Here is a 17,330-nt window from a genome sequence, read left to right as displayed (position 1 = left end):
GATTATTTAGGTTAGGTTTCAATGTCAAAAAAGTTGAATTATTTTTTTAAAAAATTTAATTATTTTTTGAAATTATAATGTTATATATTTAGCTGCGTGATTTTTATGGGAATGTCATAAATACAATCAAATAAGATAAAAGCCATAATGTTTTTTATTTTCGCTTTGGTTATATCTTATGAGTTTTTATTCTATATTTTTTTATTTTTTTGTTTGTCTATATAAAGAAGCAAGTGAGTTGGTATTTTATAAATATAAGTATTTACGTTCTGCCAACGTAACTTTTGTTGGCTATAGTGTAGATGTAATAAATTAGGAAAGAGTTATGGAACATTTTGACATAGAGAAAGTGTCGAATAAAATTCTGCATGAATTGTTACAATATAGGCGTCGTTTCCCGGGATCTGAACATTCGCTTCAATATGAAGAAAAGAGAGTTTCAGAAGTTCAGCTACCGCGTATTCGTGCATTTGTGGAACAGGGAAAGCCCATCGAGTGCATTTTGCCTGCGTTTCCGACAAAATCACCAAATCCCCGCAAAGTATTAGGTAAGATGCCTGATATGGCGGAAAAGTTATCATTAATTTTTTTAAATTCGCTTTGCCAGCGTATTCAGCTTTATTACCCGCCTGGAGCAAATATTGTTATTTGTTCTGATGGGCATGTATTCAGTGATCTTATTCGGGTTGATGATAACACCATTACTCATTATCAATTGGAAATTGAAAAGTTACTGCAAGAATTAGGTGCAACTCATCTTTCAGTTTTTAATCTCGGCAATGTTGAATCACTCACGCAATATACCAATGATTATGATCAACTACGTGAGTTATTGGTGAGTCGTTATGCCTCTTCAATAGAGGTGATTAAGGAAACACTTAAAGAAAACGAAGAAGGTGTTCAATTATATCGGGCTATTACACGTTTTCTTTATGAGGATAGTTTATTGCCAGAATACACAGGATCGAAAAATGCGTTGCAAAAAGATGCACGCCAGCGATCTGCTGGGGTTATTCAGCGTAGTTGGGCTTGGGGGAACCTGCTTGCGGAGCAATTCCCATTGGCCATTCGTCTCTCCATTCATCCACAACCTGTAGACAGCATCAAAATTGGCATTCATATGATGCCGACCCGGGATGATTGGCTGACACCGTGGCATGGTGTGGCTGCCAACATTAATGGACAGTTCGTGCTGATGAAAAGTGATGAAGTGAAACGGATGCAGGGACAACTGATCGAAATTCGTGGTGTGCCAAGCCATTACGTGATTAATGGGATACCTGAAGAAAATCAACAAACAAACCCTCTAAAGGCAGCACAGGCAGAATGACACTGTGATATACCAAATTTGAGAGAAAGAATCATGAATACATATGAACTTGATTGCAATATTGAAGTGGTAAAACCGTTTGGGCTGCTGATTACACCTAATTATCCTGACCAGGATATCAGCACATTGCAGATTGATGCCCTGCGTGAATTGGCCCGCACTCATCTGTTGGTTGTGTTGCGTGGCTTCCGGTCTGGTTTTACGGATAAAGAGAAGTTGACCGAATATTCCCGCCGCTGGGGTGAAATCATGATGTGGTCATTTGGTGCGGTATTGGATGTTATGGAACATCCTGAACCCTCTGATCATGTTTTGGACAGCGGTAATTTACCGTTACATTGGGATGGAATGTACAGGGAGACAATCCCTGAATTTCAGATATTTCACTGCGTGGCTGCACCAGAGGCTGCTCAGGGAGGGCGAACCACTTTCGTCAATACTGAAAAATTAATTGTCGATGCCAGCGATGACGAGCGCACCAAATGGAAAGATATAACGATTACGTATCGCACAAGTAAGGTGACACATTATGGCGGAGAAGTTGTTTCACCGCTGATTTGTCCCCATCCGGATGGTAAGCGATGGGTACTCCGTTACAATGAACCGATGAATAAAGAAGATGAGAAATATGCCGATCATCATGCTTTAGTTATGCACGGATTATCACAGGAAGAGCAGGAAACACTGGAGAAAGCGCTATACGAGCGGTTATATGATCCGCGTTATTTATATTCTCACCAATGGCAGTCCGGCGATATTGCCATCAGCGATAATTTTACTTTATTACATGGACGTGAAGCTTTTATTTCCCGCTCTCCTCGTCATATCCAGCGGGTACATATTCATGGCGAACCTGTATGTGAAAACCACAGTTTTCGCACTATTTCAGTATCAGATTCGAATTAAGTAAAAGTTGCTTTAAAGGAGTTTTGATCAATGTCTCGTATTGTCTTAGCCGTTGTTGCAACCCCAGGCCATGTTTTTCCAATATTTACTATTACGGAGCATTTAATCGGGCAGGGTCATGATGTAACGATATTCACTGGTTCTCTTTTTCAACAGCAGGCAGAAGCGTTGGGAGCCAGTTTTGTTCCTTTCGATAAGCAAGTGGATATTGATTATCGTTGTCTGGAAAAACACTTCCCTGAACGGGCAGAGTATTCTCCCGGAAATACCCAGATGGCTCTGGCAGTGAGGCAGTATTTTGCAGCTCCTATCCCTGTGTTGTCCAGCCAATTGATGCAGGTACTTGAAGAAGAACAAGCTGACCTTTTGATTATCGACAATACATTTTATTCAGCACTGCCATTATTGCAGAAATCGGCTGGTGAACGTATTCCTGTGATTGCCATTGGTGTTACGCCACTGTCGTGGTCATCAAGAGATACTATATTCTGGGGGCCTCGCATCCCGCCTGAATTGTTACCCGCCGATTTAACTCGTGAACAATTGGTGGATGAGGAAACACAACAGTTGATCAGACAAGTCAGGGAAGCCTTTAATCAGGCACTGGCTGCTGTAGATTGTCCGCCTCTGACCAGAGATCACAATGATGTTTTGATGAGCGGTGTGGATCGTTTCTTGCAACTGGCAACTCAGTCATTTGAATTTTCCCGTGATGATTTGCCTGAAACGGTGGAGTTTATCGGATCATTGGGTGTGAAAGTGGAGGATGATAACACTCAGATAAATTGGCCGGATGAAAGCCTGCCGTTGATTCTGGTGACTCAGGGAACACTGGCAAATGTTGATTTTAGCCAGTTGTTGTTGCCTGCATTGCGTGCACTGGCAAACTTGCCAGTTCGGGTCTTGGCGATTACAGGCGGTCGTTCTTTTGACAAACTGGGAGAAGAAATTCCGGAAAATGCCAGGGTGGTGGAATATCTCAATTTTGAACATTGGCTTCCTCGTGCATCAGTTTTCATTACTAATGGGGGTTATGGTTCACTGAATTCCGCTATTCGTCATGGTGTTCCGCTGGTGGTTGCAGGAACAGGGGATGGTAAATTGGAAGCGGTTGCTCGCGTAATCTGGTCACGTTGTGGCATCAGCCTGCATACTGACACACCAAGTGAGCAACAGCTATATCAGGCAGTGACAAGGATATTATCCTCTCCTATATGGCATCAGCAGGCACAGATTATTAAGGCAGATTATGCAGCTCATAATGCTTTGGAATCGATCACACGCCATGTTGATGAATTGATTGCTCAATCAGCATGATGTGTCACTAAAGTATGATGTAGATAATCGATATCTATCGGTTATGACGCCATAAAACATGAAAACAGAACGCGGTATATTTATTTTACCGCGTTCTTTCACGATTAAGCTTTTTCTCTCACACCTTCAACAGAAATGACTAACTCGACTTCCTGACTTTTTGGCCCCAAATCGCCTTTAATATTAAAATCTTTCAATTTGATTTTTCCGTTAGCTTCAAAGCCTGCACGGTATCCGCCCCAAGGGTCATTGCCTTCCCCGGTTAATTTGGCGTTCAGTGTTACTGGCTTGGTGACGCCATTTAATGTCAAATCACCGATGATGGTGTAGTTTTCCCCTGTTTTTTTCACCTCAGTTGACGTGAACTTAGCTTCTGGATATTTTGCCGTATTCAAAAAATCAGGGCTGCGTAAGTGCTTGTCACGCTCAGCATGATTCGTATCAACGCTGTTTGTTTTAATAATGACATTAACTTTATCTGCGGCAGGATTTTGGGCATCAAACGTGAATTTGCCGTCAAATTTTCTGAAGCCACCGTGAAGCCAGCTTATACCCAAATGTTGAATGCGAAATTCAATAAAGGCATGCTGACCGGCAGTATCGATTTTATAGTTAGCAGCCATTGCTGAGCTGGTGCCTATCAATAAAACGCCTGCTGTCAGGCCGATTAGTGCTTTTTTCAGTACAGTCTTATTAACCATGTAATAATTCTCCAAAAATTATTTCTTATCGGGATTACAACCAAACATTCTTTTTAAAGTGATATCGCGGTCAATAAAGTGATGTTTTAATGCCGCCAGCCCATGTAGTAGCGAAATCACTACAACAATCCAGGCAAAATAAAGATGGATAACACCGGCAGTATCAGCCTGTATTCCTTGTTCTGTAAGAGTGGCAGGGATTTCAAACCACCCAAAAACACTAATAGCTTCACCATCTGCGGTAGAAATCAGGTAACCGCTGATTAAAATGCCAAACAGAACAATATAGAGCGTTAAATGAACAAGTATTGAGCTGATGCGTGTAAAGAGGCTATAACTTGCCAGTGGTTTTGGTGGGGGAGAAATAAATCGCCATATGACCCGAACGGCCATGACAATGAAAAGAAATATGCCGATACTCTTATGAAGTTCCGGTGCGCGATGATACCAGGTATCGTAATAGCTTAATGTCACCATCCATAATCCAAGGCCAAACATCCCGTAAACGGCAAGGGCGACTAACCAATGGATTAAAACAGAAATATGACCAAAGCGTGTGGAAGTATTTTTTAATAGCATACTGTATCCTTATTTTTGAACAACTAAATCTACCAGCACCCTAAAAGCGTCATAAGTATTAGAGCCTGTCCAATTAGGCTATTTTATCCGCTATTTTGAATCTGGGCTGTGCTCGGAATCCTCACGTACACTATATGTACGTTCTGGTTTCTGTGTACGGCCGTGTCCAAACTGGTGGAATAATAAACGACTATCTGGAACAGGTTTTTAGTTAAAAAGTTTGTATATTATAGTAGATAAAAATTAAATTTTATTTTAGTGAATTTTAAACAAATAATTTGTTTAAGAATGTCAAAATTTATCAATGATAAAATTAAGTTATACTATTTTAGATGAAATTAAGATGAGTTTTTTGTTTTGTATATTTCTTTTGGTTATTTCTTATATCTAATCATTTTGGTTTTTGGTGTGGTTAATATAATTTTAGGAGCAATAGCTGTCAATTATGTTTTTTTTTGAGTTTCTTTATATTTGCGAATGTTTAATAATTCTTGAAAATAGAAAGATGGCTTATTATTTCATTGGGTAAATATAATTCTTATTGTTTGTCTGTTACCTATTATTAGCCGGTATAGTAATATTTTTTGTGTAGTCACATCATCTTACCACCAAAGCGAGAGAGACAATGTATACATTGTGGATAGCCAATAAAAATTATTCTTCTTGGTCACTGCGTCCGTGGATTTTACTCAAAGCGTTGGATATTCCTTTTAATGAGCGGCTTAGTTATTTTGAAGATGGTAAAAACAGCCATGAGAAATTCAAAGCATTCTCACCGACAGGGTTGGTTCCTTGCCTGATTGATGAAAATATTACGGTTTGGGATTCGTTAGCGATTGCGGAATATATTGCAGAGGATCACGCTCAGGTCTGGCCATCAGATAAAATAGCCAGAGCATGGGCGAGAAGTGCTGCGGCAGAAATGCACTCTGGATTTGCTACATTACGCCAAATTTGCTCAATGAATTGTTCCGTTCGAGCTGAGTTGCCTGAAATTACGCCTGAGTTGCAATGTGATATTGACCGAATTGATGCTCTTTGGTCAGAAGGGTTGGCTAAATTTGGCGGTGAATGGCTGGCGGGAGATAAATTTACTGCTGTTGATGCGTTTTATGCGCCAGTGGCTTTACGTGCCCGAACCTATGGGTTGAAATTTTCCGTTATTAGTCAGCAGTGGATTGATCGCATACTGAAACATCCTGCGATGGTAGAGTGGACAGAGGCTGCTATAAAAGAACCTGAAATAACGCATTAACCCACATTGTTTTATAAATCTTGTTTTATAAATCCGAAAATAATCACACAGGGTACTTTTAGTTCCCTATTTTTGATAATTCATTTATTTGGTGATTGTATGTATTTTTAATTATTTATGATTATTATAAATTGAGTGATTATTTTTATTTTATTTAAAGTTATTTTGATAAATGAGTGCTTGTTTATGTGTTTTTATGGATAATATTTTCTCATCTTTACAGAGAGGAAAGGATAAAAATGGATTGGCATGGTATTGTTTTTAGCACTGTTTTTGGTGGTGTTGTCGGTGGTATTTTTTGGTTTATGGGAAATAAAGGGCTGATTAGTAAAACAGTTTCCACTGTTATTTTCTTAGTTGCCATGTCAGGTTGGAATTTGTTTTATTTTAAGGTATTGAAAGGTCAAAATGATTCTGTCATTGATGGAATGGAGTCTGTGATGAAAAAAATTGATTTGCCTATTTTCCTTACGATTAGAGACAAAGATCCAAAAGTTTATGATGAACTTAAACAGGAAATTTTGACATTAAAGAAAGAAGGGAAGAGTAATGATGAAATAGAATTGGTAATTTTAAATAAAATTCTTGCATTGCTCGATAGCCGTTTTTTGTTTGCTCCTGATGAAAATATTATTTCTCAGGCAAGTGTGATAGTTAAACAAATGGAGTTTCTACAGCAAAAAAATGCTGAACAATGTTTTAATTTTATTTTTCCAACAATGAACGAAAATTTTTCCGATATAGAAAAAATAGCAAAATCCTTTCCAAAAGAATTGTATAAACAGCGGCTGCAAGCTGACAGAGAGATGCTGATCGCCTCTTATGATGGGAAAAAACGCCAATTTTCAGTAGAAGATGGTGAACTTGTTTTACAAGATCTGGAAACAGTGAAGTTTGATCTGGCGCAGAAATATGGTGACGATATTACTTTGTTGGAATCCCTGCAAAGTGGCAGTACTGATAAAGTAAAAAGTTGTGACATGTATATTCATATGAATAAAAAAATTCTTGAACTTCCACCAGAAAGAGCAGCTCGTTTATATCGTTATTTTGTGAGTCACTTGTAACCGGCTTCGTGCCTGTACCCAATGAATTAATAAAAAATTAATATGGATAAAAAAAAGCTCCGTGTAGGAACGGAGCGGGAATGGGTAAAAGTAGCTGGGAAAATGTAGTACAAATGTATCTTAACTCCACATCATTAAATATGAGCTAAACAAAAGAGGCATTATATTAAAAGCATCGTATTGGATTGAGATAGCGCTGTATCATTTTACAAAAATGAGGGTAATAATTTTAATGGATAAGGAAATTACTGGCGGTCAGAATACTTGGTATGGCCCATGTCGCATGGATGATCTGTGCTCAGGCCATACCAAATATTAGTTGTTGTCATTGAGCATATCCTCCATCTGTTTTTTTAATGGAAAACCGCATCCCGAATGACATCCAGCGAAGCAGGGTTCTCAATCAAGGCAATATCACTTGGCTCACGTCCTTCACAAATAGCTTGCATAGTGCGGCGAAGCATTTTTCCTGAACGAGTTTTTGGTAATTGAGTCACAAAATAGACACGTGCCGGGCGTCCAACACTGCCGATTTTTTTATCCACCAATGCCATTAGTGCTTTTTCCAACGCAGCAAAATGGTCTGCATTCTGGATTTCCCGCCCTTCCTTGAGAACAGCAAAAGCAACCGCTGTTTGTCCTTTTACTTCATCTTTGATACCAATCACCGCAACTTCTGCCACGTCTTCATGGCTGGCGATGCATTCTTCAATTTCTCGTGTTCCCAGACGATGGCCTGAAACATTAATGACATCATCAGAACGACCCAGAATAAAATAGTAACCGTCGCTGTCACGGATCCCCCAGTCAAATGTTGAGTAGACTTGTTGATCAAAACTTTTCCAGTACGTATTGATAAAACGGGTATCGTCTCTATAGATGGTCTGGATACAACCGGGGGGAAGAGGGCCTTTGATAACCAGCATTCCCTTTTCGTTAGCGCCACATTCCTGACCGGTCAGTTCGTTGATCAGCTTGACGTTGAAACCATACATAGGGAACCCTGTACTGCCAAAACGGTTTGGTCGATCGTCCAAACTGCGTGCGATTGCCATAATCGGCCAGCCAGTTTCGGTTTGCCAGTAATTATCAATCACAGGTACATTGATGGTTTCGGTAATCCAGCGGGCAGTATGTTCATCCAGCGGCTCTCCTGCCAAATAGAGTGTTTCCAGTGATGAAATATCATATTTAGCAATATAATCCGTAGGGTATTTTTTGAGGACACGGATTGCAGTTGGAGCAGAAAACATTCTGGTAACTTGGTATTTTTCGACAATTTGCCACCAAATACTGGCATCCGGGCGTATTGGTAGCCCTTCATACATGATAGTTGCCATACCCGCGATCAGAGGTGCGTAGATAATATAGGAATGCCCGACAACCCAGCCGATATCAGATGTGCAAAAGAAAACGCCACCGGCCTTACCGCCAAAAATAACATCCATGGATGTCGCCAGTGCCACGGCATAACCGCCGACATCTCGTTGTACGCCTTTGGGAGTCCCGGTTGTGCCTGACGTATAGAGCACACAGGATGTTTCATTGGATTCAAGCCATGTAACGGGAACGTTCGCAGCCAGATGTTCTTGTCGTAATGTGGCGAAATCGACATCTCTATCTTCCACCCAATTAATCTCAGCCAGCCCACGGTTTACCATCAGTACATGGCGTGGGGTATGATTGGCCAACTCAATGGCTTCATCCAGCAGCGGTTTATAGGGGATGATTTTACCTCCGCGTGAACCGGCATCCGCAGAAACAACCAGAGTCGGCTCAGCGTTATCTAATCGGGTGGCAAGACTATGGGAAGCAAAGCCGCCAAATACCACCGAATGAATTGCACCAATGCGTGCGCAGGCCAGCAAAATAAACAGGGCTTCGGCCACCATTGGCATATAAACAACGACGCGATCGCCTTTTTTTACACCGAGTGACAGCATTATGGCGGCAGCTCGGTTCACTTCCTGATGTAACTCCTGATAGGTGAAAACGCGCTCACTGCCCGTCTCGGTTGAAATGGCAATCAGCGCCTTAGCATCGGGTTGACTTTCCAGCCAGCGATCCAATGCGTTATAGCAAAGATTAGTTTTACCCCCGCAGAACCAACGGGCAAAGGGAGGATGACTGTGATCGAGAGCTTGCTCAAAAGGCTGTTGCCAATGTATCCGTTTGGCTTGTTCAGCCCAAAAGGCATTGGGATCATCAATCGAATGCTGATAGAAATTTTGGAATGACATAATCTCTCCTCGCGTTATGCAGATGAGAGGCGGTTTCTGGAGCCAGAACCGCCAATGGCCATGCCTTTCATCATTTCAAGCTGCTGTTTTTTTAGTTGTGATGCAGCTTAAAATTAATTGGATATATATAGATTATATAACGTACAAATCGAGGTATTCGTTCACAGGAATATCTTTCAATGACATGAAGTCAAGAGATACCGCCAGAATTTTTTGTTGTTGCTCTTTCGGGAATTGACGCGCCAGATTAGTTTTAAATTTTTCTTCTAACAGCGGGATGCCATCTTTTCGGCGGCGAGCGTGCCCAATCGGGAATTCGACCTTCACTTCATCAAGCTGAGTTCCATCGGTAAATACCAGAGTCAACGCATTGGCAATAGAGCGTTTTTCAGGGGCATGATAATCACGGGTAAAATCAGGATCTTCGACGCAGATTATTTTTTCCCGTAAGGCATCAATGCGAGGATCAACGGCGATATCATCCTCATAATCCGCTGCTGTCAGGCGGCCAAAAATCAGTGGGATGGCAACCATATATTGAATGCAGTGGTCCCTGTCTGCCGGATTGTTCAATGGGCCTTGTTTATCGATGATTCTGATGCAGGCTTCATGGGTGCGGATAGTGATTCTGGCGATGTCTTCAACACATTTTCCAAGTTTTTTCAGTTGTTGATGCAGGCTCATTGCCGCTTCTACGGCGGTTTGTGAGTGGAATTCTGCGGGAAAAGAGATTTTAAACAGCACATTTTCCATCACATAAGAACCATAAGGACGCTGGAATTTGAATGGCTGACCATTGAACAGAACATCATAAAATCCCCATGTTTTTGCTGTTAATACGGAGGGGTATCCCATTTCGCCCTTTTGCGCCATCAATGCCAGACGCACTGCGCGGGAAGTGGCATCTCCCGCCGCCCAGGATTTGCGGGAGCCGGTATTGGGGGCATGGCGGTAGGTTCTCAGGGATTGTCCGTCAACCCAAGCCAATGAAACTGCATTTAAGATTTCCTCACGCGTCAAACCCAGCATTTGAGCGACTACGGCCGTGGAGGCGATTTTGACCAAGACCACATGATCCAGCCCGACTTTATTGAAGGCATTTTCCAATGCCAGACAGCCTTGAATTTCATGCGCCTTAATCATGGCTGTCAGTACATCCCGCATAGTGAGAGGCTTTTCTCCTTGGGCAACCGCATTTCTGGATAACCAGTCGGCAGTGGCAAGGATGCCGCCAAGATTATCAGAAGGATGTCCCCACTCAGCCGCCAGCCAGGTGTCATTAAAATCCAGCCAGCGAATCATTGCACCAATGTTGAATGCAGCCTGAACAGGATCGAGCTGAAATTGAGTTCCCGGTACGCGAGCACCATCAGGCACAATCGTTCCCGGCACAACAGGCCCCAATAGTTTTGTACAGGCGGGATATTCCAGCGCTTCCAATCCGCAGCCCAAGGTATCTAGAAGGCAATGATGGGCTGTGGCGTAAGCAATCGGGGATGTTATGACGTAATCCATGACATAATCCACAATATCCACAATCACCTGATCGTAATCAGGACGGTTGTTAACAACAGAGGTAGACATAATTAATCCTTAAGTCATTATTTGTAAATTAAGCTATTTACGTTGATCAATCGGTATAAATGTCAAATTCTCAGGGCCGGTATAGTTAGCCGAAGGACGAATAATTTTGTTATCAATGCGTTGTTCAATAATATGTGCCGCCCAACCGGAAGTACGGGCAATGACAAACAGTGGAGTAAACATGGCCGTAGGGACGCCCATCATGTGATAGGACACCGCAGAAAACCAATCGACATTCGGGAACATTTTTTTGTTATCCCACATGACAGATTCGATTCGGTCTGCGATGTCATACATCTGAGCTGTACCTGCTTCTTGAGAAAGCTTCAGGGAAATCTCTTTAATCACCTTATGGCGAGGATCAGAAACGGTATAAACCGGATGACCAAAACCGATGATGACCTCTTTTCTCTCCAGACGGGTAAGAATATCGGCCTCAGCCTGATCTGGCGTGTCATAACGCTGCTGGATTTCAAATGAAACCTCATTGGCCCCACCATGCTTTGACCCGCGCAGGGCACCAATGCCCCCGATAATAGCAGAGTAAGTATCTGATCCTGTGCCGGCAATCACACGGCTGGTAAAGGTGGAAGCATTAAATTCATGCTCGGCATACAAGATTAAAGAGGTGTGCATTGCCTTTTCCCATGATTCACGCGGTTTTTGACCATGCAGGAGATGGAGAAAATGCCCGCCAATGGAATCATCATTGGTTTCAACTTCAATGCGGCGTCCATTATGGCTGTAGTGATACCAATAAAGTAGTATCGAACTGAGCGATGCCAGCAAGCGATCTGCGATATCACGGGCGCCTGTAACGTTATGATCTTCTTTTTCCGGCAGGGTACAACCCAGAACAGAGACCCCCGTGCGCATCACATCCATCGGGTGCGCTACTGCCGGCAAAGCTTCCAATGCAGCTTTAACGCTACTGGGCAGGCCACGCAGGGCTTTTAATTTGGCTTTATAGGATGTTAATTCTGCGCGGGAAGGGAGTTTATCGTGGATGAGCAGATAGGCTATTTCTTCAAACTCACAACGGGCAGCCAAATCGAGAATATCATAACCACGGTAATGTAAATCGTTACCGTTTTTCCCTACTGTACAAAGCGCTGTGTTGCCTGCTGTAATGCCGGAGAGGGCAACGGATTTTTTCGGTTTTAATGCAGTTGTTTCAGGAGATCCCGCTGTTATATTCTGTTGATTCATGAGTATCACCTTTGCTATTTTTTCTGAGAAAACAGGGCGTCCAGTTTTCGTTCAAAAGCGTAGTAGTTGATGCTTTCATAAAGTTCATTACGGGTTTGCATCATATCGATGACGTTCTTTTGTGTGCCATCGCGACGCAAAGAGGCATAGACCTGCTCAGCCGCTTTATTCATAGCCCGGAATGCAGATAGTGGGTAGAGGGCAATGGCGACACCGACACTTCTCAATTCTTCGACAGTAAAGAGTGGTGTCGCACCGAACTCGGTAATATTCGCTAAAATGGGAACCTGAGTTCTGGATGAAAATTCCTTATACATAGGCAGTTCTGTGATAGCTTCCGGGAACAGCATATCCGCGCCTGCTTCAATATAAGCCGCAGCTCTTTCGAGGGCGGCATCCAGCCCTTCCACTGCGAGTGCATCGGTGCGGGCCATAATGACGAAATCCGCATCGGTACGGGCATCAACGGCAGCCTTGATGCGGTCTACCATCTCCTCTTTAGAAACAATTTCCTTATTTGGGCGATGACCACAACGTTTAGCACCGACTTGATCTTCAATATGAATTCCCGCAGCACCTGCTTTAATAATAGAACGAACGGAGCGGGCGACATTAAATGCAGAAGAACCGAATCCGATATCGGCATCCACGAGCAACGGTAAATCACAGACATCTGTAATGCGGCGGATATCAGTTAATACATCATCCAACGTAGAGATGCCCAAATCTGGCAGCCCCAGTGAGCCTGCTGAAACACCACCACCTGAAAGATAAATGGCCTTGTAACCTGCTCTTTTCGCAAGCAATGCATGGTTTGCATTGATGGTTCCGACCACTTGTAACGGAGATTCGGCTTCTATTGCTTGACGAAAAGCCAAACCGGCAGAAGAAAATGCCATACATAACCTCACTGTTACTAAAATGAAACCAATTTGTATTGTTTTGTTATTAAAGCAAGGTTGATGCCAAAAATTTAAAATAAGATGAAAAATCAAGGAATAATATGATTAAAGTGATATTTTTTTATTTTTAATCAAATGGATATGTGGTTTCTGTTTTATGGTGTGATGGCTGGTTTCCTGTTGGTTATAATGTATACTCGTTTCATTTTGAATCGTTTATGTTTCATATGTGTTTCACTCTTGATAGATGAAACATTAGGTGAAATTAATGGTTGGATTGCACTCATTGAAAGAAAAATGGGGGAAATATGGCGTCAGTACATGCAGGTGAGCGTGATAACAGTAAACCCGTGATCTGGACCGTCTCCGTTTCCAGACTTTTTGATCTTTTTCGCGATATTACGCCGGAATTTGATCATCAGGCTGATATCACCCCGATTCAATTGGGTTTTGAACGTGCAGTGCAACATATTCGCAAGCGTTTGGAAACAGAACATTGTGATGCTGTTATTTGTGCGGGTTCTAATGGCGCATATTTGAAAAGCCGCTTATCTGTGCCTGTGATTATCGCGAAAGCCAGTGGGTTTGATTTTATGCAGGCATTGGCCCGTGCCTGGCAAATTAGCTCCCGGATTGGCGTCATTACTTACCAAAATCCCCAACCTGTATTAGAAGAATTTCAGCAGAGCTTCAACTTGCGTATCGAACAACGCAGTTATGTGACGGAAGAAGACGCCAGAGCACAGGTAAATGCTTTGAAAGCGATGGGTATCAAAGTCATCGTTGGTGCAGGGTTAATTACTGATCTTGCTTATGAAGCCGAGCTGGTGGGAGTTTTTGTCTATTCTGCCGATTCTATCCGGCTGGCATTTCAAGATGCGTTGGAAATGGCCAGAATGACCAAGCTGAGTCAGGCTGTGATTTCACCTTATCCTACGGAGGATAAACTACGTACTCGTCATACAATCAGTGATATCAGGGGAAATTCTGCTGCGGTAGAACATGTGCGCAATACGATCATGCTGTATGCCCGTTCGGTGGCTACGGTTTTAATTCAGGGAGAAAGCGGGACAGGAAAAGAGCTGGTGGCACAGGCTCTCCACCATGAATATACCTTGCGTTATGGTCAGTTGGCAGGCAAGCATCCCCGGCCGTTTGTGGCTGTTAATTGTGGGGCGATTACAGAATCTTTATTGGAAGCTGAATTATTTGGCTATGAAGAAGGCGCTTTTACGGGTTCCCGACGTGGCGGGCGGGCCGGATTGTTTGAAGTTGCGCACAGGGGAACGTTATTTCTGGATGAAATTGGCGAAATGCCGTTACCGTTGCAAACCCGGTTATTGCGGGTATTAGAAGAAAAATCTGTCGTCAGGGTAGGGGGATATCGCCCAATTGCGGTTGATGTTCGCATCATTTGTGCTACGCACTGCGATTTGGATACATGGGTAAGAGAAGGGCGTTTTCGGGCAGATTTGTTCTACCGTTTGAGTGTATTGCGGATTAACATACCGGCTCTACGGGAAAGGGGAAGAGATATCAGTTTATTGGCGCTGGAATACTTACAACGGGCATTTGCTGCACTTAACTTACCTGTTTCATCTTCGAGAGTCAGGGAACTTGCTGCGTGTGACGAAGCATTACAGTCTTATGACTGGCCGGGAAATGTTCGTGAACTGCGGAATTTGATGGAACGGGTAGCACTGTATTTGAGCGCCCATCCTGAACAAGCTTTGACACCTGCATTGATATTATCACTTTCACCAGAGCGGCAGATTGATATACGTACTGCCAACAGCAACCCGAAATTTGTTCAGATAGAGCCATTTCCTCTGATTGAAAGCGTTTCTCCAGTGCATGATATTGTCGCGAGATTTTCAGGTAATCGACGGGCGGCTGCGGAATATTTGGGTATTAGCCGCACGACATTATGGCGGAGATTGAAGCAGGAGAGAGAAAATAATTAAAAAAATGCGTTAAACTTTATGAATTACAAATTTTCGAGCGGTAGTTTTGTTATCTGAATATATGCCTTGGAGTCATGCAGATAACAATGTGTTTTAAGATTCTTTCCATTACTGCTATTAATAATTTAATAAGGAGCTGTCATTAAGTTTGTTAACTCAATTATCATAATGACAAACTCCCTGTTTTATCAATGCCAATTAGGTTGATAGATGAATAATAACCATTAATTAGTTCTTATTCGCCAGTAAATTCGCATATCGCTTTATATCGATATTTCCGCCACTCAAAATAATCCCGATACGTTGCCCCTTTAATTGTTCCCGCATCGCTTTTGCAGCAGCAAAACCTAAACACCCGGTAGGCTCGACAACGGTTTTCATTCGCTCTGCTAAAAAATGCATGGCGTCGATCAGTTCTTCATCTGATGCAGTCAGAATATCTTCAACTAAATGCCGAATGATAGTAAACGTGTGCTGTCCCAAATGCTGTGTTTGTGCGCCATCTGCGATAGTTTTTGGGGTTTCGATATGAACAATTTCCCCTTTTTTAAAGGATTGTTGCCCATCATTACCGGCGGCAGGCTCGACACCAAAAACCCGGCATGTTGGCGATAAATGAGCCGCAGAAAGTGCAGATCCAGACAATAAACCACCACCGCCGAGGGGAATAAACAGGGCATCTAACTCGCCGACTTCTTCAAACAATTCCTTAGCGGCAGTCCCTTGACCAGCAATGATATGTGGATGATCGAAAGGTGGAATAAGAGTCATACCATGCTTTTCTGCCAAATGACGGCCTATTTCTTCGCGATCTTCTGTATATCTGTCGTAGAAAATAACCTTACCACCATAATCTCTGGTCGCTGTCACTTTGGCTTGGGGTGCATCCTGAGGCATGACAATGGTTGCTGAAATATTCAGTAACTTGGCCGCTAATGCGATTGCTTGTGCATGATTGCCGGATGAAAAAGCAATAACTCCCGCTTTTTTCTGCTCATCACTGAATTGGCATAGGGCATTCATGGCCCCACGAAATTTGAATGCGCCCATTTTTTGATAATTTTCACACTTGAAATAGACCTGTGCGTTAAAAATTTCGTTGACTGTCGTTGAGGTGAAAACGGGAGTCTTGTTGATATATTGCGTAATATGGGAATGGGCTTCAGAAATAGCATTGTAATCAGGAATAAACTTCATTATATGAGCCTCCTGTGCTCAGTGATGCCTTTTTATTTGTACTCTGAATCTTTCAAGTTGCAGTTAATGCTAAGATGATTTTTATCATCATAATATTTCCTAAGTATTAATATATTCTTGTGGTATCCAGCCAGTTTCTCCTGATTCTTTATGCGCCCAATACCAGCCGTTTAAGGTACTTTCCAGATAGAGATATTCCCCTGTTTTAACTGTTAGTTCATGAGCTGTATAATTCTCGCGACATATTGCTTTATTAGGAGGAATAAAATGTAAAATTTGTTGAGGAACCCAACCACTGATATTTGAAGAATCAGTTGTCCAAACCCAATAAGGATATTCAAGGTCACTATAACTAACTGAAACGACATCCCCAACCTGTAATTTTATCGGATTCGGGTAAGCACTAACATAATCACGGATAACAATACCTTTTCTTAGCATTTTCACTCCTGAACTATTTTGATAATTGGAGAGCTATATCTAATAAATGGATTTCAAAATACTATCAACAAAGCTGCAAGTTGAAAAACAACGGAGGTATATCCATATCTTCTCCAGTTAAATCATTAGATTATCAATAATATTAAAGGAAGAGTTTATTTAGAATAATATGATCTAAATGTATCTGAAAGGGTTGTTTCCTATAATTGTGATGGTTGGCAATTTTATTGTAAATCACTTATTTCTTATTGGTATTACAATTTTACCTTTATATTAAAATGCCTCGCATTCTTTACTATTTTTGTTGAGGATAAAAAAAGGAGGTTATTTATAATCTAAGTTTGATAGCGGTGCAATATCTTGTTGTTATTAGCAACTATCATTTCAGTGCTCCATAAAAGGTGAATTAATAACCAATCAAAAATATTTATTAAGTGATATTTTTAATAATTTCATCATAAGGAGAACAGTATGAAAATGATGAATATGATATCTGGCACAATCTTAGCGGTTTTATCTTGTTTATGGACTTCCACTGCTTTGGCAGAGGAAAAAAGTGTTAATACCAAAGAACATTCAGAATTATCTGCTGCATATAATATGGATTTTATCCATCTTCCCTCCTCTCAATTGAATCT

Annotated in this window: 14 protein-coding genes; 6 read left to right on the top strand and 8 right to left on the bottom strand. The window is 41.9% G+C overall.

What is annotated here, in order from left to right:
• Nucleotides 1–325: 325 nt before the first annotated feature.
• Genes pvcA through AB204_RS13465 form a run of 3 tightly spaced genes read left to right on the top strand, consistent with a single transcriptional unit; the run spans nt 326 to nt 3,553 of the window.
• Nucleotides 326–1,330: an L-tyrosine isonitrile synthase gene (gene pvcA / locus AB204_RS13475; RefSeq protein ID WP_047963886.1), complete on the top strand. Its 1,005-nt coding sequence runs from the start codon at nt 326–328 to the stop codon at nt 1,328–1,330.
• 33 nt (nt 1,331–1,363) lie between these two features.
• On the top strand, nt 1,364–2,236 hold the full coding sequence (gene pvcB / locus AB204_RS13470; protein WP_047963885.1) for a tyrosine isonitrile desaturase/decarboxylase: 873 nt from the start codon (nt 1,364–1,366) through the stop codon (nt 2,234–2,236).
• A gap of 30 nt (nt 2,237–2,266) precedes the next feature.
• Nucleotides 2,267–3,553 (top strand): rhabduscin glycosyltransferase, encoded by a 1,287-nt coding sequence (locus AB204_RS13465; RefSeq protein WP_047963884.1) that lies wholly within the window; start codon nt 2,267–2,269, stop codon nt 3,551–3,553.
• Nucleotides 3,554–3,657: 104 nt separating this feature from the next.
• Here the strand turns inward: AB204_RS13465 and AB204_RS13460 are convergent, their stop codons facing one another.
• Both AB204_RS13460 and AB204_RS13455 read right to left on the bottom strand, forming a co-directional pair.
• Complete coding sequence (locus tag AB204_RS13460) at nt 3,658–4,254, bottom strand: YceI family protein (RefSeq protein ID WP_047963883.1); 597 nt, start codon at nt 4,252–4,254, stop codon at nt 3,658–3,660.
• 18 nt (nt 4,255–4,272) lie between these two features.
• Complete coding sequence (locus AB204_RS13455) at nt 4,273–4,833, bottom strand: cytochrome b (RefSeq protein ID WP_047963882.1); 561 nt, start codon at nt 4,831–4,833, stop codon at nt 4,273–4,275.
• A 625-nt stretch (nt 4,834–5,458) separates the two neighbouring features.
• On the opposite strand from AB204_RS13455, the gene AB204_RS13450 reads away from it, so the two are divergent.
• Both AB204_RS13450 and AB204_RS13445 read left to right on the top strand, forming a co-directional pair.
• Nucleotides 5,459–6,088, top strand: a complete 630-nt coding sequence (locus tag AB204_RS13450) for a glutathione S-transferase family protein (RefSeq protein ID WP_047963881.1) — start codon at nt 5,459–5,461, stop codon at nt 6,086–6,088.
• A 239-nt stretch (nt 6,089–6,327) separates the two neighbouring features.
• Entirely contained in the window at nt 6,328–7,155 is an 828-nt protein-coding gene (locus tag AB204_RS13445; protein WP_047963880.1) for a hypothetical protein, read from the top strand.
• A gap of 353 nt (nt 7,156–7,508) precedes the next feature.
• Here the strand turns inward: AB204_RS13445 and AB204_RS13440 are convergent, their stop codons facing one another.
• From AB204_RS13440 to prpB, 4 genes are all read right to left on the bottom strand, one after another.
• Nucleotides 7,509–9,395, bottom strand: coding sequence for a propionate--CoA ligase (locus AB204_RS13440; protein ID WP_047963879.1), 1,887 nt, complete (start codon nt 9,393–9,395; stop codon nt 7,509–7,511).
• 132 nt (nt 9,396–9,527) lie between these two features.
• Nucleotides 9,528–10,979 (bottom strand): bifunctional 2-methylcitrate dehydratase/aconitate hydratase, encoded by a 1,452-nt coding sequence (locus tag AB204_RS13435; protein WP_047963878.1) that lies wholly within the window; start codon nt 10,977–10,979, stop codon nt 9,528–9,530.
• 33 nt (nt 10,980–11,012) lie between these two features.
• Complete coding sequence (gene prpC, locus AB204_RS13430) at nt 11,013–12,188, bottom strand: bifunctional 2-methylcitrate synthase/citrate synthase (RefSeq protein WP_047963877.1); 1,176 nt, start codon at nt 12,186–12,188, stop codon at nt 11,013–11,015.
• Nucleotides 12,189–12,202: 14 nt separating this feature from the next.
• Nucleotides 12,203–13,087: a methylisocitrate lyase gene (prpB, locus tag AB204_RS13425; protein ID WP_047963876.1), complete on the bottom strand. Its 885-nt coding sequence runs from the start codon at nt 13,085–13,087 to the stop codon at nt 12,203–12,205.
• 311 nt (nt 13,088–13,398) lie between these two features.
• Here prpB and prpR point away from each other — a divergent pair, with 311 nt between their 5' ends.
• Nucleotides 13,399–15,054, top strand: coding sequence for a propionate catabolism operon regulatory protein PrpR (gene prpR / locus AB204_RS13420; protein ID WP_047963875.1), 1,656 nt, complete (start codon nt 13,399–13,401; stop codon nt 15,052–15,054).
• A 228-nt stretch (nt 15,055–15,282) separates the two neighbouring features.
• Here prpR and AB204_RS13415 read toward each other — a convergent pair whose 3' ends face one another.
• Both AB204_RS13415 and AB204_RS13410 read right to left on the bottom strand, forming a co-directional pair.
• A complete protein-coding gene (locus AB204_RS13415) occupies nt 15,283–16,251 on the bottom strand; it encodes a threo-3-hydroxy-L-aspartate ammonia-lyase (RefSeq protein WP_047963874.1) in 969 nt (322 codons plus the stop codon).
• Between the two features lie 99 nt (nt 16,252–16,350).
• Nucleotides 16,351–16,692 (bottom strand): SH3 domain-containing protein, encoded by a 342-nt coding sequence (locus AB204_RS13410; protein WP_047963873.1) that lies wholly within the window; start codon nt 16,690–16,692, stop codon nt 16,351–16,353.
• Nucleotides 16,693–17,330 lie beyond the last annotated feature (638 nt).

Source organism: Xenorhabdus khoisanae, assembly GCF_001037465.1.
Taxonomy (GTDB): domain Bacteria; phylum Pseudomonadota; class Gammaproteobacteria; order Enterobacterales; family Enterobacteriaceae; genus Xenorhabdus; species Xenorhabdus khoisanae.
The sequence above is the reverse complement of the archived record's forward strand: the minus strand, read 5'-3'. Positions and strand labels throughout refer to the sequence as shown.

Excerpts from the sequence above, each read along its gene's own strand:
- AB204_RS13435 (WP_047963878.1), bottom strand. The coding sequence starts at position 10,979 with ATGTCTACCTCTGTTGTTAACAACCGTCCTGATTACGATCAGGTGATT.
- prpC (WP_047963877.1), bottom strand. The coding sequence starts at position 12,188 with ATGAATCAACAGAATATAACAGCGGGATCTCCTGAAACAACTGCATTA.
- pvcB (WP_047963885.1), top strand. The coding sequence starts at position 1,364 with ATGAATACATATGAACTTGATTGCAATATTGAAGTGGTAAAACCGTTT.
- prpR (WP_047963875.1), top strand. The coding sequence starts at position 13,399 with ATGGCGTCAGTACATGCAGGTGAGCGTGATAACAGTAAACCCGTGATC.
- pvcA (WP_047963886.1), top strand. The coding sequence starts at position 326 with ATGGAACATTTTGACATAGAGAAAGTGTCGAATAAAATTCTGCATGAA.
- AB204_RS13410 (WP_047963873.1), bottom strand. The coding sequence starts at position 16,692 with ATGCTAAGAAAAGGTATTGTTATCCGTGATTATGTTAGTGCTTACCCG.
- AB204_RS13460 (WP_047963883.1), bottom strand. The coding sequence starts at position 4,254 with ATGGTTAATAAGACTGTACTGAAAAAAGCACTAATCGGCCTGACAGCA.
- AB204_RS13415 (WP_047963874.1), bottom strand. The coding sequence starts at position 16,251 with ATGAAGTTTATTCCTGATTACAATGCTATTTCTGAAGCCCATTCCCAT.
- AB204_RS13450 (WP_047963881.1), top strand. The coding sequence starts at position 5,459 with ATGTATACATTGTGGATAGCCAATAAAAATTATTCTTCTTGGTCACTG.
- prpB (WP_047963876.1), bottom strand. The coding sequence starts at position 13,087 with ATGGCATTTTCTTCTGCCGGTTTGGCTTTTCGTCAAGCAATAGAAGCC.
- AB204_RS13445 (WP_047963880.1), top strand. The coding sequence starts at position 6,328 with ATGGATTGGCATGGTATTGTTTTTAGCACTGTTTTTGGTGGTGTTGTC.
- AB204_RS13465 (WP_047963884.1), top strand. The coding sequence starts at position 2,267 with ATGTCTCGTATTGTCTTAGCCGTTGTTGCAACCCCAGGCCATGTTTTT.
- AB204_RS13440 (WP_047963879.1), bottom strand. The coding sequence starts at position 9,395 with ATGTCATTCCAAAATTTCTATCAGCATTCGATTGATGATCCCAATGCC.
- AB204_RS13455 (WP_047963882.1), bottom strand. The coding sequence starts at position 4,833 with ATGCTATTAAAAAATACTTCCACACGCTTTGGTCATATTTCTGTTTTA.